This window comes from Enterobacter bugandensis, assembly GCF_900324475.1.
Lineage (GTDB): Bacteria > Pseudomonadota > Gammaproteobacteria > Enterobacterales > Enterobacteriaceae > Enterobacter > Enterobacter bugandensis.
In genome coordinates this window covers 639113-665418 of the sequence record NZ_LT992502.1, presented here as the reverse complement: position 1 = coordinate 665418, position 26306 = coordinate 639113, and the positions used below count along the sequence as shown (strand labels likewise).

The following is a 26306-nucleotide window of genomic DNA, read 5'->3' as shown; positions in this document are numbered from 1 at the left end:
ATGAGACAGAAAAAAGTTTGGCTAATCCTGATCCTCAACCTGCTGCTGCTGGGCACCGCGCTGGCGTGGTATTTTCACACGCCTCCGCTGTCGGTAACCTGCGACGGAAACCTGACGTTTACCGACGAGCGCGACAGCCACAATTTCACCTTTGACGGTGAGGTCATTATGCGCTTTCACCCCGACAAAACGGGGTACATCACGGTTAACGGCAACGTGGTGAATGCCCCGCGCAGCTGGGAGGTTTCTCGCCAGGAGATGTTTAAATGGCGTCACGTGGAGGACGAACTGTATGAGATCGTCATTCAAAAAGTGGAGCGCTTTAGCCATGACGCGATGCCGCCCGGGGTCTTTGAAAAATACGTTGCCGGCCTGACGCTGGGCAATAAAAGGCTTCTGACGATAGAGCGCACGCCGGAAGACGCGCTGGTGATCAGCAATTTTTATTCGCCGGTGCTGATCTGCTCGGAATAATGTCGACGGGTCAGGCTATACTTGCCGCCATGACTATTCGCATTCGCCCCACCACCCTCAGCGACGTTGCCGCCCTGTCCGCCATTGAACGCGCGGCGGCCGGGCGATTCCGCGACATCCCGGAACTCGCCTGGCTTGCCGACGGCGAGGTCATTCCCGCTGAGCAACACCTCGACTATGCCGAACGCGGGCTCAGCTGGCTGGCGCTGGCAAACGACCAGCCCGTCGGGTTTGTCCTTGCCGAAGCCCACCCGTCATCACTGTTTATTGTCGAACTCTCGGTTGATCTGGACTGGCAGCGAAAAGGGATTGGCAGACAGCTCATCGCCTGCGTGGCAGATTGCGCCCGTAAAAGGGGTCTGACCGCGCTGACGCTGACGACGTTCAGGGACGTACCGTGGAATGCGCCGTTCTATGCGCGGCTGGGGTTTGAAATGATGACGAGGCTGACGCCTGAATTGCGTCAGAAAAGGGAAGAAGAGACGGCGCACGGTTTAGCGTATGAAACGCGCTGCGCCATGCGCCTGCCTCTGTAATATCGCCCGGTGGCGCTGCGCTTACCGGGTCTACAAAACACTGAACAGTGGGCCGGGTAAGGCGCAGCCGCCACCCGGCACAACGCACGGCGTTAGAACGTTTCCCAGTTATCACCTGCATCGGCAGTAGCGGTTTTACGCGTCATTACCGGTGCGGCAACGGCTTTCGCCGAAGCGAATTCACGCGCCTTCATCTGCTCCTGCTGAATGCGGAACACCGCCACGGCCTGGGTCAGACGGCTTGCCTGCTCTTCCAGTGCGGCAGCCGCTGCGGCAGACTCTTCCACCAGCGAGGCGTTCTGCTGGGTCACGCGGTCCATCTCTGCCACCGCCAGGCCCACCTGGTCGATACCGCGGCTCTGCTCGTCGGACGCAGAGGCAATCTCGCCCATGATATCGGTCACGCGGGTCACCGCGTTCACGATCTCACCCATGGTTTCACCGGCGCTTTCCACCAGCGTTGAACCCACTTCCACGCGTCCCACGGAGTCTTCAATCAGGCTCTTGATCTCACGTGCTGCCTGAGCGCTGCGCTGGGCCAGGTTACGCACTTCCCCTGCCACCACCGCAAATCCACGGCCCTGTTCGCCCGCACGCGCCGCTTCTACCGCCGCGTTCAGCGCCAGGATGTTGGTCTGGAAGGCAATGCCGTCGATCACGCTGATGATATCGGCAATTTTCTGCGAACTGCCCGCGATGTCACGCATGGTTTGCACCACGTTGTCCACCACCTTGCCGCCCTTCTGCGCGGTTTCAGACGCGCTTAGCGCCAGGTGGCTCGCCTGACGGGCGTTCTCGGCGTTCTGCTTAACGGTCGCCGTCAGCTGCTCCATGCTGGCAGCGGTCTCTTCCAGTGAAGCGGCCTGCTGTTCAGTACGGGAAGAGAGGTCGTTATTGCCCATCGCGATTTCGCTCGCGCCGCTATAGATAGCGTTCGCGCCGTTACGCACGTCGCCCACGGTACGCACCAGTTCGCCCTGCATATGACGCAGCGAGTCGGCCAGTTCGCCCATCTCGTTAGAGCCTTCCACGTCGATGCGCTTCACCAGGTCGCCGCTGGCGATGTGGCGAATATTGTCAATGAGACGCGTCAGCGGAGAGATCAGCGCCTGCTTGATACCCAGCCAGACGGCCACGATCACCACCAGCACGGCAACCAGCACGCTGATCAGCACCCAGATAGCCTGAGTGTAAGAGCTGTTGCTGTCTTCAACCGCCATCTGGTACAGCTTGTCGTTCTGCTGCAGGTAGCTCACGTACTGCTTCTCGAATCCATCCTGGTAGCTCTGGGTCGGCTGGTCGAAGAAGGCGTTGATTTTGCCCGCCCCCAGCAGCTGAATTAGCTCAGCCAGCGCACCGTGGTAGATATCGTAGTTACGTTTAATTTCCAGCGCAGCGGCGTCGCTCTGACGCGGGTCGCGCGGCAGGGCTTCATAGTCAGCCCAGTTTTTTTCCGCCTGTTTCAGCGAGGCAGACGCAATCTGCATCAGATCGTTAACGGTCGCGCCGCTGCCGATATTGTTCTGATCCATCATGTAGCGGATGCCCGCGCGGTTCAGGGTATTACGGGTTTGCAGCAGCGCAACCCAGCTCCCGTTAAGGGTGGATTGTTGCTGACGAATGGTTTGCAGGACGGTGAAATTCTCTTTGTCATTCTTCAGAGCATTAAAGAAAAGACCACCGGATGTGAGTTGTAAAAGGCCAAATATCGCTAAAACCAGCATTAAGCTGGTGACAATCTTGATACGGTTTAACATGTTTTCTCTTTCCTCAGACAGATACAGAATTTTCGGCCTGGAAAGGGAAAACTTTACGAAAATCATCCTGGAATTTGTGGTTTTTACTCTTCTTCCCGCGCTGCGTTATGCCGGTTTCCGAGTTCAATAAACTCTTCCAGCAGCGCCGTCAGCTGCTTCATCTTCTCCGGCGTGTATTCCGCCTCAATCTGCTGATACGCCTCTTCCACCTGCGCCTGGGCGTGCTCGTACAGCGCATTTCCCTCTTTGGTCAGCGACACGTACAGCTTGCGCTGGTCGTTCACCGGCTTTAAGCGCAGCACCAGGCCGTCGCGCTCCATGCGCGTCAGAATGCCGGTCAGGCTCGGGCGCAGAATACAGGTGCGAAACGCCAGATCGTGAAAATCCATCGACGGATGTTCAGCCAGCACGCGCACGATGCGCCACTGCTGCTCGGTGAGGTTATGCCGCTTCACAATCGGACGGAAGTACGACATCGCCGCTTCCCGCGCCTGCAAAAGCGCGATGGTTAATGAATCATGCATAGCCTCTCCCCTTCACATCATTAACAAGTAAACGATTCATAAAAGATGTTTTTATAAACAACACGTTTCCTGCCAGAAAGTCTAACAGAAACCATTCTGTTTTATTAAGCAACTGATTTAGATGACATTAAAATCCAACATGTAAATTTATTGTTATTCATATCACAAATTCTTCACTTCTGATTGCGAAATAAACAGCAAAAGCATAAAAACAGATCATTAACATATTAATGAAATCATAACCCGGACCGTCGGGGTGAGGAGTAGGTGAATGAAAGGTACCGTATTTGCCGTCGCGCTGAACCACCAGAGTCAGCAAGAAGCCTGGGCTGAGGCGTTTGAAAAAGCCCCTTACAACACGCCGCCAAAAACGCCGGTGTGGTTTATCAAACCGCACAACACGGTGATTCGCGCGGGCGAGCCCATTCCTTTCCCGCAGGGGGAAACGGTGTTAAGCGGCGCTACGGTGGCGCTGGTTGTGGGTAAAACCGCCAGCAGGGTGTGCGTAGAGGACGCCGCGGCCTACATCGCCGGGTACGCGCTGGCCAACGAGGTGAGCCTGCCGGAAGAGAGCTTCTACCGCCCGGCCATTAAGGCCAAATGCCGGGACGGCTTTTGCCCGCTTGGCGAACTGGCCGCCGTTGATAACGTCGGCAACCTGACCATCATCACCGAGATCAACGGCCGCGAAGCGGACCACTGGAACACCGCCGATCTGCAGCGCAGCGCCGCCGAACTGCTGAGCGCCCTGAGCGAATTCGCCACCCTCAATCCCGGCGATGCGATCCTGCTCGGCACGCCGCAAAGCCGCGTGGAGATCCGCCCGGGCGATCGCGTGCGGATTCTGGCGGAAGGTTTCCCGCCACTGGAAAACCCGGTGGTGAACGAGCGCGACGTTGCCCTTTCCCACCGCACGCCTGAACACGCCACGCTGTTCGCCCTCGGTCTTAACTACGCCGATCATGCCAGCGAGCTGGACTTCAAGCCTCCCACCGAGCCGCTGGTGTTTATCAAAGCGCCGAACACTTTCAATGGCGACAACCAGACCTCGGTGCGCCCGAACAATATCGAATACATGCACTACGAGGCGGAGCTGGTGGTGGTCATCGGTAAAACCGCGCGTAAGGTGAGCGAAGCCGAGGCGATGGAGTATGTCGCGGGCTACACGGTCTGCAACGACTACGCCATCCGCGACTACCTGGAAAATTACTACCGCCCGAACCTGCGGGTCAAAAGCCGCGACGGATTAACCCCCATCAGCCCGAACATCGTGCCGAAAGAAGCCATCCCTGACCCGCATAACCTTCGTCTTCGCACCTACGTCAACGGCGAACTGCGTCAGGAAGGCACCACCGCCGATCTCATTTTCAGCATTCCTTACCTGATTGCGTATCTGAGCGATTTTATGACCCTACAGCCGGGCGACATGATCGCCACCGGCACGCCGAAGGGGCTGTCCGACGTGGTGCCGGGCGATGAAGTGGTGGTGGAAGTGGAAGGCGTGGGCCGCCTGGTGAACCGGATTGTCAGCGAGGAGACTGCAAAATGAAAAAGATTAACCACTGGATCAACGGTAAAAACGTCGCCGGAAGCGAGTACTTCCATACCACTAACCCGGCCTCCGGCGAGGTATTAGCGGAAGTCGCCTCCGGCGGTGAAGCGGAAATTCATCAGGCCGTTGCCGCCGCTAAAGAGGCGTTCCCGAAATGGGCCAACCTGCCGATGAAGGAGCGCGCGCGCCTGATGCGTCGCCTGGGGGATCTGATCGACCAGAACGTGCCCGAGATCGCCGCCATGGAAACCGCCGACACCGGCCTGCCGATCCACCAGACCAAAAATGTGCTCATCCCGCGCGCCTCGCACAACTTCGAGTTCTTCGCCGAGGTGTGCCAGCAGATGAACGGCAAAACCTACCCGGTCGACGACAAAATGCTCAACTACACGCTGGTGCAGCCGGTGGGCGTCTGCGCGCTGGTGTCGCCGTGGAACGTGCCGTTTATGACCGCCACCTGGAAGGTCGCGCCGTGCCTGGCGCTGGGCAATACCGCGGTACTGAAGATGTCTGAACTCTCGCCGCTGACCGCCGACCGTCTGGGCGAGCTGGCGCTGGAGGCGGGCATTCCGGCGGGCGTGCTGAACGTGGTGCAGGGCTACGGGGCGACGGCAGGCGACGCGCTGGTGCGCCACCACGACGTGCGCGCCGTCTCCTTCACCGGCGGCACCGCCACCGGGCGCAACATCATGAAAAACGCCGGGCTGAAGAAATATTCCATGGAGCTGGGCGGAAAATCCCCGGTGCTGATTTTTGAAGATGCGGACATCGAGCGCGCGCTGGACGCCGCGCTGTTCACCATCTTCTCCATCAACGGCGAGCGCTGCACCGCGGGCTCGCGCATCTTCATCCAGCAGAGCATTTACCCGGAGTTCGTCAAGCGCTTCGCCGAACGCGCCAATCGCCTGCGCGTGGGCGATCCGACCGATCCGAACACCCAGATTGGCGCGCTCATCAGCCAGCAGCACTGGGAGAAAGTCTCCGGCTATATCCGCCTCGGCATCGAGGAAGGCGCCACCCTGCTGGCGGGCGGCCCGGACAAACCGACGGATCTGCCTGCACACCTGAAAGGCGGCAACTTCCTGCGCCCGACGGTGCTGGCGGACGTCGACAACCGCATGCGCGTGGCGCAGGAGGAGATCTTCGGGCCGGTGGCCTGCCTGCTGCCGTTTAAGGACGAGGCGGAAGGCCTGCGTCTGGCGAACGACGTGGAGTACGGCCTGGCGTCGTACATCTGGACCCAGGACGTCAGCAAGGTGCTCCGTCTGGCGCGCAGCATTGAAGCGGGCATGGTGTTCGTGAACACCCAGAACGTGCGCGACCTGCGCCAGCCGTTTGGCGGCGTGAAGGCCTCCGGCACCGGGCGCGAAGGCGGCGAATACAGCTTTGAAGTGTTCGCGGAGATGAAGAACGTCTGCATCTCCATGGGCGACCATCCGATTCCAAAATGGGGGATCTGACAATGGGCAAGCTAGCGTTAGCGGCAAAAATCACCCACGTGCCGTCGATGTATCTTTCCGAGCTGCCGGGGAAAAACCACGGCTGCCGCCAGTCCGCCATCGACGGGCATAAAGAGATCAGCAAGCGCTGCCGTGAACTGGGCGTGGACACCATCATCGTGTTCGACACCCACTGGCTGGTGAACAGCGCGTACCACATCAACTGTGCGGAGCATTTTTCGGGCGTCTACACCAGCAACGAGCTGCCGCACTTTATCCGCGACATGACCTACGACTACGACGGCAACCCGGAGCTCGGGCAGCTGATCGCCGACGAAGCGGTGAAGCTCGGCGTGCGCGCCAAGGCGCACAACATCCCGAGCCTCAAGCTGGAGTACGGCACGCTGGTGCCGATGCGCTACATGAACGCGGATAAGCACTTCAAAGTGATCTCCATCTCCGCGTTCTGCACGGTTCACGACTTCGCCGACAGCCGCAGGCTGGGCGAGGCCATCGTCAGCGCCATCGAAAAGTACGACGGCACCGTGGCGGTGCTCGCCAGCGGCTCGCTGTCGCACCGCTTTATCGACGACCAGCGTGCGGAAGAAGGGATGAACAGCTACACCCGCGAGTTCGACCGTCAGATGGACGAGCGGGTGGTCAAGCTGTGGCGCGAAGGCCAGTTTAAAGAGTTTTGCAGCATGCTGCCGGAGTACGCCGACTACTGCTACGGCGAGGGGAACATGCATGACACGGTGATGCTGCTGGGGATGCTGGGCTGGGATAAATACGACGGCAAGGTGGAGTTCCTCACCGAGCTGTTCGCCAGCTCCGGCACCGGCCAGGTCAACGCCGTTTTCCCGCTTCCCGCATAAGGAGCCGTTATGCCGCACTTTATTGCTGAATGTACCGACAATATCCGCGCGCAGGCCGACCTGCCGGGGCTGTTCGCCAAAGTGAACGAGGCGCTGGCCGCCACGGGCATCTTCCCGCTCGGCGGCATCCGCAGCCGCGCCCACTGGCTGGACACCTGGCAGATGGCGGACGGTAAGCATGATTACGCCTTTGTGCATATGACGCTGAAGATCGGCGCCGGGCGCAGCCTGGAGAGCCGGGAAGCCGTGGGGGAGATGCTGTTTGCGCTGATCAAAACCCACTTCGCGGAGCTGATGGCGGAGCGCTATCTGGCGCTGTCGTTCGCCATGGAAGAACTCGATCCGACGCTCAACTACAAACAAAACAACGTGCACGCGTTGTTTAAGTAGCCGTCTGCTCGCCCGGTGGCGCTTCGCTTACCGGGCCTACAACGGCCAAGAACGTAGGCCGGGATCGCTACGCGCCACCCGGCAAAAACAGGATATCACCATGCTCGACAAACACACCCATACCCTGATCGCCCACCGCCTGCATCAGGCGGAACAGTCCCGGGAGCAGATCCGCGCGATCTCGCTGGAGTACCCGGAGATCACTATCGAAGACGCCTACGCCGTACAGCGCGAATGGGTGAGCCTGAAAATTGCCGAAGGCCGCGTGCTGAAAGGCCACAAGATTGGCCTCACCTCGAAAGCGATGCAGGCCAGCTCGCAGATTAGCGAGCCGGACTACGGCGCGCTGCTGGACGACATGTTCTTCCACGACGGCAGCGACATTCCCGTCGACCGCTTTATCGTCCCGCGTATCGAAGTGGAGCTGGCCTTCGTGCTGGCAAAACCGCTGCGCGGCCCGAACTGCACGATCTTCGACGTCTACAACGCCACGGATTACGTCATTCCCGCCCTGGAGCTGATCGACGCCCGCTGCCACAACGTTGACCCGGAGACCCAGCGCCCGCGCAAGGTGTTCGACACCATCTCCGATAACGCCGCCAACGCCGGGGTGATCCTCGGCGGTCGTCCGATTAAGCCCGACGCGCTGGATCTGCGCTGGATCTCCGCCCTGCTCTACCGCAACGGCGTGATCGAAGAGACCGGCGTCGCCGCTGGCGTGCTTAACCACCCGGCGAACGGCGTGGCGTGGCTGGCGAACAAGCTCGCGCCGTACGACGTGCAGCTTGAGCCCGGACAAATCATCCTCGGCGGCTCGTTTACCCGTCCGGTTGCCGCCAGCAGGGGCGACACCTTCCATGTTGACTACGGCAACATGGGCTCCATCAGCTGTCGCTTTGTATAAGGAGGCGACCATGCAAAACGCATTCAAAGCGGCGCTGAAGGCGGGCCGCCCGCAAATCGGTTTATGGCTGGGGCTGACCAGCAGCTACAGCGCTGAGTTGCTGGCCGGGGCCGGTTTTGACTGGCTGCTGATCGACGGCGAGCACGCGCCGAACAGCGTGCAAACCGTCCTGACTCAGCTCCAGGCTATCGCCCCTTATCCCAGCCAGCCGGTGGTGCGCCCGTCGTGGAACGATCCGGTGCAGATCAAGCAGCTGCTGGACGTGGGGGCGCAAACCCTGCTGGTGCCGATGGTGCAAAACGCTGACGAGGCGCGGCTGGCGGTAAGCGCCACCCGCTACCCGCCTGCGGGCATTCGCGGCGTCGGCAGCGCCCTGGCGCGCGCGTCGCGCTGGAATCGCATCCCGGATTACCTGCATCAGGCTAACGACGCCATGTGCGTGCTGGTGCAGATCGAAACCCGCGAGGCGCTGAAAAACCTGCCGCAGATCCTGGACGTGGAAGGCGTCGACGGCGTGTTTATCGGCCCGGCGGATCTGAGCGCCGACATGGGCTTTGCCGGCAATCCGCAGCACCCGGAGGTGCAGGCCGCCATCGAGCAGGCGATCGCCCAGATCCTCAGCGCGGGCAAAGCGCCCGGCATCCTGATGGCGAATGAACAGCTGGCGAAACGCTATCTCGGCCTCGGCGCATTGTTTGTGGCGGTCGGTGTGGATACCACCCTGCTCGCCCGCAGCGCCGAAGCGCTGGCGGCCCGCTTTACCGACGTCACCACAGCAGTTGATAACAATAAATCCGTCTACTAAACGTACGATGTGGAGCGCAACATGACGACCTCAACCCTGCATAATAAAGATGTAGAACATCGCGCAATAAATAAGCTGTTCCGTCGTTTGATCGTGTTTCTCTTTATCCTGTTTGTTTTCTCGTTTCTCGATCGCATTAACATCGGCTTTGCCGGGCTGACGATGGGCAAAGATCTGGGCCTCACGTCGACCATGTTTGGCCTGGCCGCGACGCTGTTTTACGTCACCTACGTGCTGTGCGGGATCCCCAGCAACATCATGCTGGCGAAGGTCGGCGCACGCCGCTGGATCGCCGGGATCATGGTGGTGTGGGGCATTGCCTCCACCTGCACCATGTTCGCTACCAGCCCCGAAACGCTTTACGTCCTGCGCATGCTGGTGGGCATTGCGGAAGCCGGTTTCCTGCCGGGGATTTTGGTCTATCTCACCTGGTGGTTCCCGGCCTATCACCGCGCCCGCGCCAACGCGCTGTTTATGATCGCCATGCCGGTGACCATGATGCTTGGCTCGATCCTCTCCGGGTATATTCTGGCGATGGACGGGCTGTGGAACCTGAAGGGCTGGCAGTGGCTGTTTCTGCTGGAGGGGCTGCCGTCGGTGGTGCTCGGCGTGGTGACCTGGTTTTACCTCAACGACACGCCGGACCAGGCCACCTGGCTGGATGAGGACGAAAAGCAGGCGCTGAAAACTATGATCGCGCGCGAGCAGGAGGTCGCCATCGCCCAATCCGTCACGCCGCGATCGACGCTTCGCGAGGTGCTTACGCCCGCCGTGCTGCTCTACACGCTGGCCTACTTCTGCCTGACCAATACGCTGAGCGCGATCAACATCTGGACGCCGCAGATCCTGCAAAGCTTCAACACCGGCAGCAGTAATATCGTGATTGGCCTGCTGGCGGCGATCCCGCAGTTTTGTACCATCCTCGGGATGATCTGGTGGAGTCGCCGCTCCGACAGGCTGAAAGAGCGAAAAAAGCACACCATCCTGCCGTACCTGTTTGCAGCGGCGGGATGGATGCTGGCCTCAGCGACCGATCACAGCCTGATCCAGCTGCTTGGCATCATCATGGCCTCAACCGGATCGTTTACCGCCATGGCGATATTCTGGACCACACCGGACCAGGTTATTAGCCTGCAATCCCGCGCGGTGGCGCTGGCGGTGATCAACGCCATCGGTAACGTCGGATCCGCCGTTAGCCCGCTGCTGATTGGGATCCTGCGCGACGCGACCGGCAGCTTCAGCTCCGGGCTGTGGTTCGTGGCGGGTCTGCTGGTGGTCGGCGCGCTGGTGCTGACGCGTATCCCGATGACGCAGCGGGTTCAACATAGGAACGATCATGTGCCAGAGCCCTATCGCCAACATTGATATCAGCAAGGAGTACGACGAAAGCCTGGGCACCGACGACGTGCACTATCAATCGTTCGCCCGCATGGCGGCCTTTTTTGGCCGCGACATGCAGGCGCATCGTCACGACCAGTATTTTCAGATGCACTTTCTCGACACCGGGCAGATTGAGCTCCAGCTCGACGACCACCGCTATTCGGTGCAGGCGCCGCTGTTTGTGCTGACGCCGCCGTCGGTGCCGCACGCGTTTATCACCGAATCCGACAGCGACGGGCACGTGCTGACGGTGCGCGAGGATCTCATCTGGCCGCTGCTGGAGGTGCTCTACCCCGGCACGCGGGAAGCGTTCGGCCTGCCGGGGATCTGCCTGTCGCTTGCCGACAAGCCTGACGAACTGGCGGCGCTGAAGCACTACTGGCAGCTCATCGCCCGGGAATCCACGGCGCAGCTGCCGGGCCGTGAGCATACGCTGGTCCTGCTGGCGCAGGCGGTATTTACCCTGCTGCTGCGCAACGCGAAGCTCGACGACCACGCGGCCAGCGGGATGCGCGGCGAGCTGAAGCTGTTTCAGCGCTTTACCCAGTTGATCGACACCCACTATCACCAGCACTGGACGGTGCCGGAATACGCCAGCGAACTGCACCTGACCGAATCCCGCCTGACGGACATCTGCCGCCGCTTCGCCAACCGCTCGCCGAAACGGCTGATCTTCGACCGGCAGCTGCGCGAGGCCAGGCGCCTGCTGCTGTTTTCCGACAGCGCGGTCAGCGAGATTGCCTGGCAGCTGGGATTTAAAGATCCGGCCTATTTCGCCCGGTTTTTCAATCGCCTGACGGGCTGCTCGCCCAGCGCGTATCGGGCGCAGAAAGTACCGGTTTCCTGAGCGCATCGCGGTATGTAGGGCGGGTAAGCGCAGCTCCACCCGCCAAAAACCCGCACAGATCACAAATCCCTTCTCCGCCCGAAAAGTACCCGCCGTTGTCCCAATCGTCCCTTCACGTTCCGCCCCTCTCACGCTTCAATTAAACAACAAAAACAAAACATAAATTTAACAATCATCTTCCGATACGAGGTCCCTATGAAGCCTGAAGATTTCCGCGCTGATGCCAAACGTCCGTTAACCGGCGAAGAGTATTTAAAAAGCCTGCAGGATGGACGCGAGATTTATATCTACGGCGAGCGCGTTAAGGACGTCACCACCCACCCGGCGTTTCGCAATGCGGCGGCGTCCATCGCCCAGATGTACGACGCCCTGCACAAGCCGGACATGCAGGACACGCTGTGCTGGGGCACCGACACCGGCAGCGGCGGCTACACCCACAAATTCTTCCGCGTGGCGAAAAGCGCCGACGACCTGCGCCAGCAGCGCGACGCCATCGCCGAGTGGTCGCGCCTGAGCTACGGCTGGATGGGCCGCACGCCGGACTACAAAGCGGCGTTCGGCTGCGCGCTGGGAGCGAACCCTGCCTTCTACGGTCAGTTCGAGCAGAACGCCCGCAGCTGGTACACCCGCATTCAGGAAACCGGCCTGTACTTTAACCACGCCATCGTCAACCCGCCGATCGACCGCCACAAGCCGGCGGACGAGGTGAAGGACGTTTACATCAAGCTGGAGAAAGAGACCGACGCCGGGATCGTTGTCAGCGGCGCGAAGGTGGTGGCGACCAACTCGGCGTTGACCCACTACAACATGATAGGTTTTGGCTCCGCGCAGGTGATGGGCGAAAACCCGGACTTCGCGCTGATGTTCGTCGCGCCGATGGATGCCGAAGGCGTGAAGCTGATCTCCCGCGCCTCGTACGAGATGGTGGCAGGCGCAACCGGCTCCCCGTACGACTACCCACTCTCCAGCCGCTTCGATGAGAACGACGCGATCCTGGTGATGGATAACGTGCTGATCCCGTGGGAAAACGTGCTGATCTACCGCGATTTCGACCGCTGCCGTCGCTGGACGATGGAGGGCGGCTTCGCCCGCATGTACCCGCTGCAGGCCTGCGTGCGTCTGGCGGTGAAGCTCGACTTCATCACCGCCCTTCTGAAGAAATCCCTGGAGTGCACCGGTACCCTGGAGTTCCGCGGCGTGCAGGCGGATCTCGGTGAAGTAGTGGCCTGGCGCAATATGTTCTGGGCGCTGAGCGACTCCATGTGCTCAGAAGCGACGCCGTGGGTGAACGGCGCGTACCTGCCGGACCACGCGGCGCTGCAAACCTACCGCGTGATGGCCCCGATGGCCTACGCGAAGATCAAGAACATCATCGAACGTAACGTGACCTCCGGGCTGATTTATCTGCCGTCCAGCGCGCGGGACCTTAACAACCCGCAGATCGACCAGTATCTGGCGAAGTACGTGCGCGGCTCTAACGGAATGGATCACGTCGAACGCATCAAGATTTTGAAACTGATGTGGGACGCCATCGGCAGCGAGTTTGGGGGTCGTCACGAGTTGTACGAAATCAACTACTCCGGCAGCCAGGATGAGATCCGCCTGCAATGCCTGCGTCAGGCGCAAAGCTCCGGGAATATGGACAAGATGATGGCAATGGTCGACCGCTGCATGTCCGAGTACGACCAGCACGGCTGGACCGTGCCGCACCTGCACAACAACAGCGATATCAACATGCTCGACAAGCTGCTGAAATAGCGCAGCGGGAGGTTACAATGCATTCAGATGAACAACGCCTGCGTTTTCGCGACGCAATGAGCAGCCTGTCGGCGGCGGTCAATGTGGTCACCACCGAGGGCGACGCCGGACGCTGCGGCATTACCGCCACCGCCGTCTGCTCGGTGACGGATACCCCGCCGTCGGTCATGGTCTGCATTAACGCCAACAGCGCCATGAACCCGGTCTTTCAGGGCAACGGCAGGCTGTGCGTCAACGTGCTAAACCACGAGCAGGAGATCATGGCCCGCCACTTCGCCGGGATGACCGGGATGGCAATGGAGGAGCGCTTTGCCCTCTCCTGCTGGCAGAAAGGCCCGCTGGGGCAGCCGGTGCTGAAAGGCGCGCTGGCGAGTCTGGAAGGCGAGATTACCCAGGTGCAAACCATCGGCACGCATCTGGTTTATCTTGTCGAAGTGAAAAACATCATCCTGAGTGACGCGGGACACGGCCTGATCTACTTTAAGCGCCGTTTCCACCCGGTGATGATGGAGATGGAAGCCGTCGTGTGATCCCCCTCGCGCTGGCCTTTTTTCGGGCCAGCGCCGCTTTCTACAAAAATTCCTAAGGTTTCCGCTAAATCACGCCGTTATATATCCATAAGAGAAATTTTCTGTGCCTGAATACTGACATCTCCGGTCAGTGCTTTTGCATTGTTCAGCGCATACCCAATATACAGGAAGACCTTATGGCTAAAACGACGCGGAGCCGCTCGGCTGAACGTCTGGTCGATATTCTCCTTGAGCTACATTTACACGGGGTGGTAAACCGCAGTGCGCTAATGGAGAGATTTAAAATTACCGAGCGTACCGTCTACCGGGATTTAAATGCGCTCTCGCCCATTGTTGAACATACCGGTAACGGGCTATATCGACTGATCCACTCCGCCCAATCTCCCGGCGGGCAGGGATTACATCATGCTCTGGCTAACTTCCTGAATGCCGATAATTTTTTCCCTGAAAGAAATACTGACTTCTGGCAAAAGCTGGAGGCGCGCGTCGACGAAAACCATATTCTTATCCTCGGTAATGACGCAGAGCACACGGTGCAGCGAGATATCCGCCGCCATTTAGCGAAAATCGAGAAATCGATTAAGAACCATAATGTCTGTCAGATCGTTTATAAGGGTAAAACCCGTCTGATTAATCCCTATAAACTCATTAACAAAAAAAATATATGGTATTTACAAGCTACCGAAAATAGCCGGTTGAAATCCTTTTCATTAAGCCAGATTAGCTGGTTTGATGTTCAAAAAACCTTTTTTACTCCTGATGAAAATGTTCGGGAACTGCTGGAAAAAAGCCTCGACCCGTGGGTGTCCGAAACTACTTTCACCGTGAAAATATTCATTAAGGATAATATTTCACATTACTTCCTGCGCCGCGATCTCCTGCCGGAACAGGAGCTGCTGGAGGAGCGGCGCGGCGGCGTCACGCTGCGCTGCCAGGCGGCACACGAAAACCAGATCCTGCCGCTGCTGTTCTACTGGCTGCCGAATATTCAGATCCTGGAGCCAAGCTGGCTGAAGGAGAAGCTCATCAAGACGCTGGAAAGCTACCTGTCGATGGAGCGCAGCCCGGAAAACCACGTGATCTCAATCACATAATTTCCCCGACCAGCGGCGAGCCTGAACCACTCGCCGCGTCCTTTGACCGCTCACCCATCACTTTCAACCACTCACTCATTTACCGTCCTTTACGCGCGCGCGGATCTGGCACGATCGCTCCAGCATTAATCAATACCTCCTCACAACGAACCCTGACCCTTTTTTCTTTACATAAAAAACCAGGTCTTACTATGGATACTAAAAAACTACTTAAGCACGTGCCCTGGGCCTTACTCGGGATCCTCGGCGCTTTTTGTCTGGCGGTTGTCGCATTACGCCGGGGCGAACACGTCAGCGCCCTGTGGATCGTGGTCGCGTCGGTCTCCGTCTACCTTGTGGCTTATCGCTACTACAGCTTATACATCGCGCAGAAGGTCATGAAGCTCGACCCGACGCGCGCCACCCCGGCGGTCATTAACAATGACGGTCTGAACTACGTGCCAACCAACCGCTACGTGCTGTTTGGTCACCACTTTGCAGCTATCGCCGGTGCTGGCCCGCTGGTTGGCCCGGTACTGGCCGCGCAAATGGGCTACCTGCCGGGTACGCTCTGGCTGCTGGCGGGCGTGGTGCTGGCGGGGGCGGTGCAGGACTTTATGGTGCTGTTTATCTCCTCGCGCCGTAACGGTTCGTCGCTGGGCGAGATGATCAAAGAAGAGATGGGCCGCGTGCCGGGCACTATCGCCCTCTTCGGCTGCTTCCTGATCATGATCATCATCCTCGCGGTGCTGGCGCTGATCGTGGTGAAAGCGCTGGCCGAAAGTCCGTGGGGCGTCTTCACCGTCTGTTCTACCGTACCGATTGCGCTGTTCATGGGCATCTATATGCGCTTCCTGCGCCCTGGCCGCGTGGGTGAAGTGTCGGTCATTGGTATCGTGCTGCTGGTCGCCTCCATCTACTTCGGCGGCGTGATTGCGCACGACCCGTACTGGGGCCCGGCGCTGACCTTTAAAGACACCACCATCACCTTCGCGCTGATCGGTTACGCGTTCGTTTCCGCCCTGCTGCCGGTGTGGCTGATTCTGGCTCCGCGCGACTACCTGGCGACCTTCCTGAAAATCGGTGTCATCGTCGGGCTGGCGATCGGGATTGTGATCATCAACCCTGAGCTGAAAATGCCGGCGGTGACCCAGTACATTGACGGCACCGGTCCGCTGTGGAAAGGCGCCCTGTTCCCGTTCCTGTTTATCACCATCGCCTGCGGCGCCGTTTCAGGCTTCCACGCGCTGATCGCTTCCGGCACCACGCCGAAGCTGATGGCTAACGAAACCGACGCGCGCTTTATCGGTTACGGCGCGATGCTGATGGAGTCCTTCGTGGCGATCATGGCGCTGGTTGCAGCCTCGATTATCGAGCCAGGCCTGTACTTCGCGATGAACACTCCACCGGCGGGTCTGGGCATCACCATGCCAAACCTGCATGAGATGGGCGGGGAAAATACCGCGCTGATCATGGCGCAGCTGAAAGAGGCCAGCGCACACGCGGCGGCGACCGTCAGCTCCTGGGGCTTCGTGATCTCGCCTGAGCAGATCATGCAGACCGCGAAGGACATTGGCGAACCGTCCGTGCTGAACCGCGCAGGTGGCGCGCCGACGCTGGCCGTGGGTATCGCACACGTGTTCCACAAAGTGCTGCCGTGGGCGGACATGGGCTTCTGGTATCACTTCGGTATTCTGTTCGAAGCGCTGTTCATCCTCACCGCGCTGGATGCCGGTACCCGTGCGGGCCGCTTCATGCTGCAGGATCTGCTGGGCAACTTCGTGCCGTTCCTGAAGAAAACCGACTCTCTGGTAGCGGGTGTTCTGGGTACTGCCGGGTGCGTAGGGCTGTGGGGCTACCTGCTGTATCAGGGCGTTGTCGACCCGCTCGGCGGCGTGAAGAGCCTGTGGCCTCTGTTCGGTATCTCTAACCAGATGCTGGCAGCCGTTGCCCTGGTGCTCGGTACCGTCGTCCTCGTGAAGATGAAACGCACCAAATACATCTGGGTGACCGTGGTTCCTGCGCTGTGGCTGCTGCTCTGCACCACCTGGGCGCTGGGCCTGAAGCTGTTCAGCACCAACCCGCAGCTGGAAGGCTTCTTCTTCATGGCTAACCAGTACAAAGAGAAGATTGCCGCAGGCGGCGCGGATCTGACCGCGCAGCAGATTGCTAACATGAACCATATCGTGGTGAACAACTACACCAACGCGGGTCTGAGCATTCTGTTCCTGGTGGTGGTGTACAGCATTATCTTCTACGGCATCAAAACCTGGATGAAAGTGCGCAACACCGATGGCCGTACGGATAAAGAGACCCCGTACGTGCCGGTGCCGGAAGGCGGCGTGAAGACCTCTTCACACCATTAATCTGGTTGTATTCAGCCCCGCTCCGGCGGGGCTTTGTTCTTATCAGGATGGACTATGTTTGGTAACTTAGGCGAAGCAAAAAAATACCTCGGTCAGGCGGCGAAGATGCTGATTGGCATTCCGGACTATGACAACTACGTTGAGCATATGAAGACCAACCATCCGGATAAGCCGTATATGACCTACACCGAATTCTTCCGCGAGCGTCAGGAAGCGCGCTACGGCGGAAGTGGAGAAGGCGGCGTCCGATGCTGCTAAAGGAGAGACCATGACCCCGATTGCCGTTACCCTGCTGACCGGTTTCCTCGGCGCCGGTAAAACCACCCTGCTGCGCCACATTCTGAACGAGCAGCACGGCTTCAAAATCGCCGTCATCGAAAACGAATTTGGCGAAGTCTCCGTTGACGATCAATTAATCGGAGACCGCGCCACGCAAATCAAAACCCTGACCAACGGCTGCATCTGCTGCACCCGCTCTAACGAGCTGGAAGACGCCCTGCTGGACCTGCTCGACAGCCGCGATCGCGGTGACATCGGCTTCGACCGCCTGGTGATCGAGTGCACCGGCATGGCCGACCCCGGCCCGATTATTCAGACCTTTTTCTCTCACGATATTCTTTGCCAGCGCTACCTGCTGGACGGGGTGATTGCCCTGGTAGACGCGGTCCACGCCGACGAGCAGATGAACCAGTTCACCATTGCCCAGTCTCAGGTGGGCTACGCCGACCGCATCCTGCTGACCAAAACCGACGTGGCAGGCGACAGCGAAAAACTCCGCGAGCGCCTGACGCGCATCAACTCGCGCGCGCCGATTTATACGGTGACGCATGGCGATATCGATCTATCCCAGCTGTTTAACACCAACGGCTTTATGCTGGAGGAGAACGTCACCACGAAACCGCGCTTCCACTTTATGGGAGACAAGCAAAACGATGTGGCGTCGATTGTGGTGGAGCTGGACTACCCGGTGGACATCAGCGAAGTCTCCCGGGTAATGGAAAACCTGCTGCTGTCGTTTGCCGACAAGCTGCTGCGCTACAAAGGCATGCTGTGGATCGACGGCGAGCCGAACCGCCTGCTGTTTCAGGGCGTACAGCGCCTGTACAGCGCCGACTGGGACCGCCCGTGGGGCGATGAAGCGCCGCACAGCGTGATGGTGTTTATTGGTATCCAGCTGCCGGAAGAAGAAATCCGAGCAGCGTTTGCAGGTCTGAAGAAATAACCGCCTTGCTTCCCCTCTCCCCTGTGGGGAGAGGGGAAGGATGAGAGGTAAAATTATTTCAACGCCTCCGGCAGCGTCACAATCCACAGCTCGCTCTCTGACTCCGGCTTCTTCAGCGGCTTCACGCTGAGCGTGGTTTCCACCGGTTTATCATCCAGCGTCAGCTTGCCTTCCTCGTTCACCCGATAGTCCTTGAGCTTTTTGCCCTCGACCGGATGCTGCATCGCCACCTTCACGCCAAAGTCGTTATCGTTCGCCACCGCAAGCCGTTTGCCGTCGATCAGCGCCAGCCCTTCGGCCTTTTCCTGCTGCCAGCCCAGCGCGCGCAGATCGACGACCTGCGTTTTTGCAGCAAGGGTAATGCCGCGCTGTGCCAGGGTTTTCTCATCATCAAACTCCGGGTACTCGCCCGGCTTGTCGAAAGCGGTCAGGTCGCTCGCCTTGCTGAGATCCACCTTGTAGATAAGGTTACGCATCGCGTCATTTTTATCCTCACCCTGTTCAATCAGCAGGATGTGCTGGTCGTCCAGTGCCACGATGTCGCCGATTTTGGCGTCGCTGTTTTTGCTGTAGGCCGCGCTGTCGATGGGGTAGCCGTACATCGCCGTTTTCCCGGTCGCCGGGTCGAAGCTGACCAGACGCGTAAACAGCGCCTGCTTTTTGCTCTTACCGTCGATATCCAGCGTGCTTTGCACGGCGGCGATAATCCGCCCGTCCGGCATCCGGGTCAGGCCTTCAAAGCCCCGGTTCGGCTGGCGCCATTTGATAACGTTTGGCAGACCGCCCGCGATGGATTTTTCCCCTTCCGCCGCCTGCGGCCCGTGGATCGCCAGAATTTTCCCTTTGCTGTCGACGTTAATCAGGAACGGGCCATACTCGTCGCACAGCCAGAAGCCGCCCTTGCCGTCCGGGGTGATGCCTTCCGTGTCCAGCCCGCGGTTGTCACCCTTCAGAATGTTGAGGGTATCGCTGAACGCCACCTCATTTGTAGATCCGATCACGCCGCTTTGCAGCGGCAGGCCGTTAATCTCGCCTTTATCATCATGCAGCGGGCGGGCATCCGTTGCCTCCGCTTTGCCGTTCTGAACGCGAATTGTCATCAGCAGCGGCGCGAAATCCGGCGTGACAAAAATTTTGGCTTCGTTTTTACCCATTTTGGGCGCATCGGCGTTAGGACCGCGATCGGTCACGGTCGCGAAGGTCAGAGCATCGCCCTGCTTGCCCGTAAACAGCAGGCCGGAGCCAATCCCTACCGGGAGTCCATTCGGAAACGCACCGGCAAACGCGCCGCTGTATTTCACGTGTGAGCCGTCAGGGAAGCTGACAACATAGCGCTCAGCCGTGGGCTGCGCCGCCAGGCCAGAGAAAGAGAGCGTACAGCCGATAAGCACAGGAATGATTTTTCTTTTCATATTGTTAGCATCCGGAAAGTGAAGCCCACAACGTAATGAACAAACGTGTCAGAAAAATGACATGGAAAGGAAACGTGGCCGGACATCTGAACGAATAATGACCATAAAAATGTAAAAATTTGTTTTTTTATGTGATTTTAGAAATGGAATTGGAAATTATTAGAAGCGCAATTAATGCGTCTCAAATCACTATCCCTGCCTCGTTCAGATTTCGTTTAGTCAAAAAATTAAACTGTTCCTCAACACCTGAAATTTGCGCGTTGACACACCGACAACCCAACTTAAGCGTTACAAATAAAGATAAAAGAATTAACAATTACAGCATGAAAAGTCGATTTGCATCACATTTGCAGTCATAAACATCGCTTGTTAAGGTGCCCCCAGATTAATTTGATGATGAGGCACGAAACATGAAAAAACTGAACATTCTTCTTCTTTCTGCACTGACCGCCATCTCGGGTTCCGCACTGGCAATGGGCGGCAGCATTGAGCAGGGTAAAAACTTTACCAACCTCAACCTGGAAATGGGCAAATCCTCATCCGGTGTTTATCTCGAAAGTAACTGGCTGAAAAACACCGACGACGGTACCCAGACCGGTGGCGTGGGCGCAGGCTACAACCTGGAAGTGGGCCCGGTGATGCTGAATGCGGGCGCAAAAGCCATCTACATCGGCCCGAAAAAAGGCGATAACGGCGTGGCCTTCCCGATTGGCGGCGGCGTAAACGTTGCGCTGACCGACAGCATCCACGTCTATGGCGAAGGCTATGCGGCACCAGAAGGCCTGAACAACAGCGTGAAAAACTACGTTGAAGCTAACGGCGGCGTAAGCTGGACCCCAATCAAACCGGTTACGCTGAAAGTAGGCTACCGCCACGTGAGCGTTGACGGCAAAGATGGTCGTCCAAACCACACCCTGATTGATGGCGCATATGTCGGCGGTGGAGTTAGCTTCTGATGAAACACCGCGTTACCGCGCTTTGCGTTCTGAGCCTCACGCTGATGCTCACCGGCTGCGTCCAGTACAAATGGGTAAAACCGGGCGTGAGCGACGCTGAGATGAATAAAAAGCTTACGGAATGCGAAGCGCAGGCCCTGATCGATCTGCCTCCGGATAACGTGGTGACCGGTTCGAGCTCGGAAAAAACGGACAAAAAGAACAAGAAAAAGGATATTTCCACGAGCTACACGGTTGAAGACGCGAATGAATATCGCCGGGATACGTTAGTCGACAGCTGCATGTTCAAAAGCGGCTGGGACAAGATCGAAGTACAGTAATCAACTGAAAAAACCTGCCAACCGGCAGGTTTTTTTATTACCTCTTACTTACGCACCACCACCAGCTTCTGGTTCACAAACTCTTTGATCCCCAGATCCGACAGCTCGCGTCCGTAGCCGGAACGCTTCACGCCGCCGAACGGCAGCTCTGCTGCGGTATCGGTGAGCCAGTTGATGTACACCATCCCGGTCTCGATCCGCGACGCCATTTTCTTCGCGCGCTCAATGTCCCGGCTGAACACCGCCCCACCCAGGCCGTAGTGGGAGTCGTTCGCCAGCGCGACCGCTTCGTCGTCGTTTTTCACCACGTACATCTGCGCAACCGGGCCGAAGAACTCTTCGAAGTACGCCGGGTTATCGCGGGAGATATTCGTCAGGATAGTCGGTTCGAAGAAGCTCCCGTCGCGCTGCACCGGCTTGCCGCCATAGTGCAGCGTGGCACCGTTTTTCACCGCCTCGTTAACCTGTTTGGTCAGCGTTTCCAGCGCATCTTTGGAAGAGAGCGGCCCCAGCGTGGTGCTCTCGTCCAGCGGATCGCCAATCTTCACCTGTTTAAACGCCTCGGTAAATTTGCTGAGGAACGCGTCGGCAATTTTCTCGTGCAGGATAAAGCGCTTCGCCGCGGTACAGACCTGCCCGGCGTTGTTGAGCCGCGCATTCACGCCAATCTTAACCGCTTTATCCAGGTCCGCGTCGTCCAGCACCACGAAGACGTCGTTACCGCCCAGTTCGAGGGTCGATTTCTTAATGTGCTTCGCCGCCTGCGCGGCCACCACGCTGCCCGCCTTTTCGGAGCCGGTTAGCGCTGCGCCCTGCACGCGATCGTCTGCGATGATATTCGCCACCTGTTCGGACGAGATAAACAGGTTCGTCCACGCCCCTTCCGGCGCGCCCGCCTCGCGCACCAGATGTGCAAAGGTCTCGGCGCAGTGCGGCACGATGCTGGCATGCTTGGCGATAACGGGGTTACCCGCCGCCAGGTTTGGTGCCAGGACGCGCATCAGCTGGTAGTACGGGAAGTTCCACGGCTCGACGGCCATCAGCACGCCGATGGGGTGATGCTCCACCCACGCTTCCCCAAGTTCAGAGTCGTACTTCACCGGGGCGAGGAACTGCTTCGCGTTGTCGGCGTAGTAGCGGGCGATCTGCGCGCAAAGCTTCACCTCGCCGCGGCTCTGTTCGATGAGCTTACCCATCTCCTGGCTGGCGATTTTGGCCAGATCCTCCACGCGCTCGTCGATCAGGTCGGCAAGCTTATGCAGCACCGGCAGGCGCTGGCTGATGTCGCCTTTCGCCCATTCCGAATGGTAAAGCGCATCGGCCGCCTTCAGCGCCGCTTCGATATCCGCGTCGGTATGTGAGGGGTATTCTTTGATGAGCTGGTTAGTGGCAGGATTTACTGTCTGATAAGCCATATCGAATCTCCATGTTTTACCGCTTAGGGTATTAAGGGTAGTCAACATGACTGGCTGTGGACGTAAAGTTGGGTATATCCGGAAGGTTCTGAGTTAAGCAGTGCCGGACAGTTCGCTGACGTGGTATAAAAAACGTCCAGAAGGAGTTTCCATGACCGATACCCGACACGTTCGCCAGACTTTTCACCGCGCCAGGGGCCTTGAGCTGCGCAGCACCTGGCAAAGCACGCAGGCGTACAAACGCCACTGTCACCCTCAACTCTCCATCGGCGCGATTGTTGAGGGCCAGACCTGCTGCGTGTGTCATGACCAAGAGTACATTCTTCATCCGGGGGACCTCATTGCGATCCCGGCTTATGTGCCGCACAGCTGCAACCCCGTCGACGGGCAGCCGCGCAGCTACCATATGCTCTATATCGACACCGATCTTCCTCTGGCGCTACAGGTGATTCGTAACCCTGCCCTGTTTGCCCGTTACCTGGACGTCGTTAAGACAATGTCTCCAGCGTCCGTGGAGGCGCTGCTTTCTGCCCTTCCCCGCTGCGCGGATAACGCAGACGCGCTTCGGCCCACCAGCCAGCAGGTGCGGCAGGCGTTTCTTGCCGACCTGGCCGCACCGCCTTCGCTTGACGAACTTGCCCAACGCTTCTCGCTGCGCAAGGAGACGCTGATCCGTACCTTCCGGCAGGACACCGGCCTGACGCCGGGCAGCTTCCTCAACATCTCCCGCGTGGAGTTCGCCAAAGCGCGGCTACGTGCCGGGGACGACATCGCCGACGTCGGCTACCAGAGCGGCTTTGCCGACCAGAGCCATTTTCACAAGACCTTCGTCAGCTATACCGCCGCCACGCCGCGCCAGTACGCCACGGGCCGATCAATATCAGACAATAAATAGGTTCTGCAGCGCCGTAGCCTGTCCTCAGATGGTTAACTGAGGTCGCTATGGAACTGTTCTTCCCTTCCGCTTTTCTCGCTCTGGCGCTGGCGCATTTTGTTGCGCTGTTGAGCCCGGGCCCGGATTTTTTCCTGCTTGTGGGCTACGCGGCGCGCTATCGGCTGCGCGGCAGCGCCGGGCTGTGCGTCGGCATCGCCGCGGGTAACGCGCTCTATATTGTTCTGGTGATTATCGGCTGGAGCGCGCTGCGCCAGTTAACGTGGCTGTTTACGCTTATCGAGGTATGCGGGGCGCTGTACCTGCTGTGGATCGGCTCGCATCTGGTGCGCAGCCAACCGCAGGCACTGGCGCTGAATGAACCCCGTCAGCGCTGCCCCTCGCTGCGCAAGCAGATCCTGCTGGGGCTCGGCTCGGCGCTGCTTAATCCGAAGAACGCGTTGTTCTATCTGGCGCTGATGACGGCGCTACTGGGACCGGACGTGACGCTGCTTCAGCAGTCGACCTGCGGTCTCTGGATGGTGATGGTGGTGCTGGTATGGGATCTGGCGCTGGTGTCGCTGATGGGTTTGCCCGCGGTCCAGCAGAAGCTCAGCCGTGCGCTGTGGCTGATAGAGCGCACGGCGGGGGTGGTGCTGATGGGGTTTGGCGGGTGGGTGCTGTGGCGATTTTTGCACTTTTCCCCCGCTTCCCTCTATCCTTAACCCATGGAAAAAATCGCTGAACTCAAACGCGCCAAGCTGCTGGCGCTGTCGCTGCTGCTGATTGCCGCCGCGGCCTTTGTCACCACCCTCTTCCTGCCGCAGACCTTCTGGGTGCGCGGCGTCAAAGCCATTGCCGAGGCGGCGATGGTCGGCGCGCTGGCGGACTGGTTTGCCGTCGTCGCGCTGTTCCGCCGGGTTCCCATTCCGTTTATTTCGCGCCATACGGCGATCATCCCGCGCAATAAGGACCGAATCGGCGACAATCTCGGCCAGTTCGTGCAGGAGAAGTTTCTTGATACTCAGTCGCTTGTGGCGCTGATCCGGCGCTATGAGCCAGCGCAAATGATTGGCGCCTGGTTCAGCAAGCCCGACAACGCCCAGCGCGTCGGGCTGCATCTGATGCAGGTGATGAGCGGTTTTCTTGAGTTAACCGATGACGGACGTATTCAGCGCCTGCTAAAACGGGCGGTGCATAAGGCCATCGATAAGGTGGATTTCACCGAAACCAGCGCCGTCATGCTGGAGAGCATGACCAAAAACAACCGCCATCAGGTACTGCTGGACGCCATCATCAACCGGCTGATTACCCTGATCCAGCGGGAAAGCACGCGGGAGTTTATTGCCGATCAGATCGTCCACTGGCTCAAAACCGAGCATCCCCGCAAGGCGATGGTGCTCCCCACGGAGTGGCTGGGCGATCAAAGCGCGGAGATGGTGTCGAACGCGGTGAACACGCTGCTGGACGATATCAGCCACGACCGCACGCACCAGATCCGTCAGGCGTTCGACCGCGCCACGCTGAAGCTTATCGACAACCTGAAAAACGATCCGGAAATGGCGGCGAAAGCCGACAACATCAAGCACTACCTGAAAAACGATGAGGCGTTTAACCGCTATCTGGGCGAGATGTGGGCTGACCTGCGCCAGTGGCTGAAGGCGGATATGCAGAGCGAGGATTCGCGCGTGAAGCAGCGCATCGCCAACGCCGGGCTGTGGTTTGGCGAAACGCTAACAAACGACGCCAGCCTGCGCGCGTCGCTGAACGAGCATCTGGAGCAGGCCGCGCACCGCGTCGCGCCGGATTTCGCCGCGTTCCTGACCCGCCACATCAGCGACACGGTCAAAAGCTGGGACGCCAAAGACATGTCCCGCCAGATTGAGCTGAACATCGGCAAAGACCTGCAGTTCATCCGCGTCAACGGCACGCTGGTGGGCGGGACGATAGGCCTAATCCTGTTCTTACTCTCGCAAGTCCCAACGCTTATCCATTCAGCGTCCTGAGGATCAGCGCCTTCATGCTGGTAATAGCTGCATCGGGGGAGGCGCTCCCCTGATGCAGCGCGATCCCCAGCTCTCCTGCATCTGGCAGCAGGTGGCTGTCGATCCGTAACGTCTCGGGCAGACCAATACGCGTGCGGAGCGTAATACCCAGCCCCGCGCTAACTCCCGCCCACAGCCCGCTCAGGCTATAGCTGGTATAAGCGATACGCCAGGGAATACCTGCGGCATCCAGTGCCGCGATGGCCCGGCTTCGCAGGAGGCAGGGCGCGTCAAACATCACCAGCGGCAGCGGCTCACCTCGTTGCAGAAGGACCTCAATGTCCTCGCGGGACCGGCAAATCCATGCCAGCGATTCGCTTCGCACGTAGTCGCCTTCTCGACCTTCCTGCCAGACCAGCGCCAGATCGAGTTCATTCGCCGCCACGCCGCGCAGCAGCGGCGGGTTGCGATCGACACGTGCCGTCATGCGAAGCTCAGGGTGTTGTCTGTGAAAATCGCCGAGGACCTTCGGCATCACGGACTCGCCAAAGTCCTCCTGCATACCCAGCCGTACCTCGCCCTGAAGCAACTCACCTCTGATAGCCCGGAGCGCTTCATCATTTAATACCAGCATGCGTCGGGCGTAGCTCAGCAGAATTTCACCCTCTCGGGTCAGTGCCAGCGTACGCCCCTGCTTAACGGTCAGAGCCACGCCACACTGCTGCTCCAGCTTTTTTAACTGGGCACTGACCGCAGAGGTGGACCGACACAGCCTGTCCGCTGCCTCGGCAAAACTGGCGGACTGGATCCCCTCCACAAAGCTGCGCAGCGCGTCCAGGTCTAATGCTGAAAAGCGTTTATCCATATCATCCTCATTTTCAGGACATTCAGTCCTGAACATTGCGATTTTATTTA

At 58.9% G+C, this 26306-nt stretch carries 26 protein-coding genes; 21 read left to right on the top strand and 5 right to left on the bottom strand.

The window, feature by feature from the left end:
* Positions 1–474: a hypothetical protein gene (locus DG357_RS03225; protein ID WP_041911308.1), complete on the top strand. Its 474-nt coding sequence runs from the start codon at positions 1–3 to the stop codon at positions 472–474.
* Between the two features lie 29 nt (positions 475–503).
* Positions 504–1010 (top strand): GNAT family N-acetyltransferase, encoded by a 507-nt coding sequence (locus tag DG357_RS03220; RefSeq protein WP_088204604.1) that lies wholly within the window; start codon positions 504–506, stop codon positions 1008–1010.
* Between the two features lie 92 nt (positions 1011–1102).
* Here DG357_RS03220 and tsr read toward each other — a convergent pair whose 3' ends face one another.
* Positions 1103–2767 carry a methyl-accepting chemotaxis protein gene (gene tsr / locus DG357_RS03215; RefSeq protein WP_045259638.1) on the bottom strand — a complete coding sequence of 555 codons (1665 nt, stop codon included), beginning with the start codon at positions 2765–2767 and terminating at the stop codon, positions 1103–1105.
* A gap of 83 nt (positions 2768–2850) precedes the next feature.
* Positions 2851–3291: a homoprotocatechuate degradation operon regulator HpaR gene (gene hpaR, locus DG357_RS03210; RefSeq protein WP_023334396.1), complete on the bottom strand. Its 441-nt coding sequence runs from the start codon at positions 3289–3291 to the stop codon at positions 2851–2853.
* A gap of 271 nt (positions 3292–3562) precedes the next feature.
* Between hpaR and hpaG the strand changes: the two genes are divergently transcribed.
* The 14 genes from hpaG to yjiA all read left to right on the top strand — a co-directional run bounded on the left by hpaG (position 3563) and on the right by yjiA (position 18432).
* On the top strand, positions 3563–4840 hold the full coding sequence (gene hpaG / locus DG357_RS03205) for a 4-hydroxyphenylacetate degradation bifunctional isomerase/decarboxylase (protein ID WP_088204605.1): 1278 nt from the start codon (positions 3563–3565) through the stop codon (positions 4838–4840).
* A complete protein-coding gene (hpaE, locus tag DG357_RS03200) occupies positions 4837–6303 on the top strand; it encodes a 5-carboxymethyl-2-hydroxymuconate semialdehyde dehydrogenase (protein ID WP_047367279.1) in 1467 nt (488 codons plus the stop codon). The genes hpaG and hpaE overlap by 4 nt, the downstream gene beginning before the upstream one ends.
* Before the next feature lie 2 nt (positions 6304–6305).
* A complete protein-coding gene (hpaD, locus tag DG357_RS03195; RefSeq protein ID WP_088204606.1) occupies positions 6306–7157 on the top strand; it encodes a 3,4-dihydroxyphenylacetate 2,3-dioxygenase in 852 nt (283 codons plus the stop codon).
* Positions 7158–7166: 9 nt separating this feature from the next.
* Positions 7167–7547 carry a 5-carboxymethyl-2-hydroxymuconate Delta-isomerase gene (locus DG357_RS03190; RefSeq protein WP_063438163.1) on the top strand — a complete coding sequence of 127 codons (381 nt, stop codon included), beginning with the start codon at positions 7167–7169 and terminating at the stop codon, positions 7545–7547.
* Positions 7548–7647: 100 nt separating this feature from the next.
* Positions 7648–8451 (top strand): 2-oxo-hept-4-ene-1,7-dioate hydratase, encoded by an 804-nt coding sequence (gene hpaH / locus DG357_RS03185; protein ID WP_045259529.1) that lies wholly within the window; start codon positions 7648–7650, stop codon positions 8449–8451.
* 10 nt (positions 8452–8461) lie between these two features.
* A complete protein-coding gene (hpaI, locus tag DG357_RS03180) occupies positions 8462–9256 on the top strand; it encodes a 4-hydroxy-2-oxoheptanedioate aldolase (RefSeq protein WP_041911315.1) in 795 nt (264 codons plus the stop codon).
* Between the two features lie 21 nt (positions 9257–9277).
* Complete coding sequence (gene hpaX, locus DG357_RS03175) at positions 9278–10621, top strand: 4-hydroxyphenylacetate permease (protein ID WP_088204607.1); 1344 nt, start codon at positions 9278–9280, stop codon at positions 10619–10621.
* Complete coding sequence (hpaA, locus tag DG357_RS03170) at positions 10593–11483, top strand: 4-hydroxyphenylacetate catabolism regulatory protein HpaA (RefSeq protein WP_047363639.1); 891 nt, start codon at positions 10593–10595, stop codon at positions 11481–11483. Before hpaX ends, hpaA begins: the two co-directional genes overlap by 29 nt.
* Before the next feature lie 195 nt (positions 11484–11678).
* Positions 11679–13241: a 4-hydroxyphenylacetate 3-monooxygenase, oxygenase component gene (gene hpaB / locus DG357_RS03165; RefSeq protein WP_088204608.1), complete on the top strand. Its 1563-nt coding sequence runs from the start codon at positions 11679–11681 to the stop codon at positions 13239–13241.
* 17 nt (positions 13242–13258) lie between these two features.
* Entirely contained in the window at positions 13259–13771 is a 513-nt protein-coding gene (locus tag DG357_RS03160; RefSeq protein ID WP_041911318.1) for a 4-hydroxyphenylacetate 3-monooxygenase reductase subunit, read from the top strand.
* Between the two features lie 176 nt (positions 13772–13947).
* On the top strand, positions 13948–14865 hold the full coding sequence (locus DG357_RS03155) for a helix-turn-helix transcriptional regulator (protein ID WP_041911319.1): 918 nt from the start codon (positions 13948–13950) through the stop codon (positions 14863–14865).
* Between the two features lie 191 nt (positions 14866–15056).
* Complete coding sequence (locus DG357_RS03150) at positions 15057–17210, top strand: carbon starvation CstA family protein (RefSeq protein ID WP_088204609.1); 2154 nt, start codon at positions 15057–15059, stop codon at positions 17208–17210.
* Between the two features lie 54 nt (positions 17211–17264).
* On the top strand, positions 17265–17468 hold the full coding sequence (locus tag DG357_RS03145) for a YbdD/YjiX family protein (RefSeq protein WP_003856610.1): 204 nt from the start codon (positions 17265–17267) through the stop codon (positions 17466–17468).
* 10 nt (positions 17469–17478) lie between these two features.
* Positions 17479–18432, top strand: coding sequence for a GTPase (yjiA, locus tag DG357_RS03140; protein ID WP_048959792.1), 954 nt, complete (start codon positions 17479–17481; stop codon positions 18430–18432).
* Positions 18433–18485: 53 nt separating this feature from the next.
* On the opposite strand, the gene DG357_RS03135 is transcribed toward yjiA, so the two are convergent.
* A complete protein-coding gene (locus tag DG357_RS03135; protein ID WP_088204610.1) occupies positions 18486–19844 on the bottom strand; it encodes an esterase-like activity of phytase family protein in 1359 nt (452 codons plus the stop codon).
* A 410-nt stretch (positions 19845–20254) separates the two neighbouring features.
* Between DG357_RS03135 and DG357_RS03130 the strand changes: the two genes are divergently transcribed.
* Complete coding sequence (locus DG357_RS03130; protein ID WP_028015391.1) at positions 20255–20800, top strand: YfaZ family outer membrane protein; 546 nt, start codon at positions 20255–20257, stop codon at positions 20798–20800.
* Complete coding sequence (locus tag DG357_RS03125) at positions 20800–21120, top strand: hypothetical protein (RefSeq protein ID WP_063438167.1); 321 nt, start codon at positions 20800–20802, stop codon at positions 21118–21120. Before DG357_RS03130 ends, DG357_RS03125 begins: the two co-directional genes overlap by 1 nt.
* 44 nt (positions 21121–21164) lie before the next feature.
* Here DG357_RS03125 and DG357_RS03120 read toward each other — a convergent pair whose 3' ends face one another.
* Complete coding sequence (locus DG357_RS03120; protein ID WP_088204611.1) at positions 21165–22535, bottom strand: NAD-dependent succinate-semialdehyde dehydrogenase; 1371 nt, start codon at positions 22533–22535, stop codon at positions 21165–21167.
* Between the two features lie 151 nt (positions 22536–22686).
* On the opposite strand from DG357_RS03120, the gene DG357_RS03115 reads away from it, so the two are divergent.
* The 3 genes from DG357_RS03115 to DG357_RS03105 are packed head-to-tail and all read left to right on the top strand — an operon-like array spanning position 22687 to position 25412.
* A complete protein-coding gene (locus DG357_RS03115) occupies positions 22687–23430 on the top strand; it encodes a helix-turn-helix domain-containing protein (RefSeq protein WP_088204612.1) in 744 nt (247 codons plus the stop codon).
* Between the two features lie 47 nt (positions 23431–23477).
* Entirely contained in the window at positions 23478–24131 is a 654-nt protein-coding gene (locus DG357_RS03110; protein WP_088204613.1) for a LysE family translocator, read from the top strand.
* A 3-nt stretch (positions 24132–24134) separates the two neighbouring features.
* Positions 24135–25412 carry a DUF445 domain-containing protein gene (locus tag DG357_RS03105; protein ID WP_028015387.1) on the top strand — a complete coding sequence of 426 codons (1278 nt, stop codon included), beginning with the start codon at positions 24135–24137 and terminating at the stop codon, positions 25410–25412.
* Here the strand turns inward: DG357_RS03105 and DG357_RS03100 are convergent.
* Positions 25393–26256 carry a LysR substrate-binding domain-containing protein gene (locus DG357_RS03100; protein WP_063942928.1) on the bottom strand — a complete coding sequence of 288 codons (864 nt, stop codon included), beginning with the start codon at positions 26254–26256 and terminating at the stop codon, positions 25393–25395. The two genes, DG357_RS03105 and DG357_RS03100, sit on opposite strands and share 20 nt — an antisense overlap.
* Between the last annotated feature and the right edge of the window lie 50 nt (positions 26257–26306).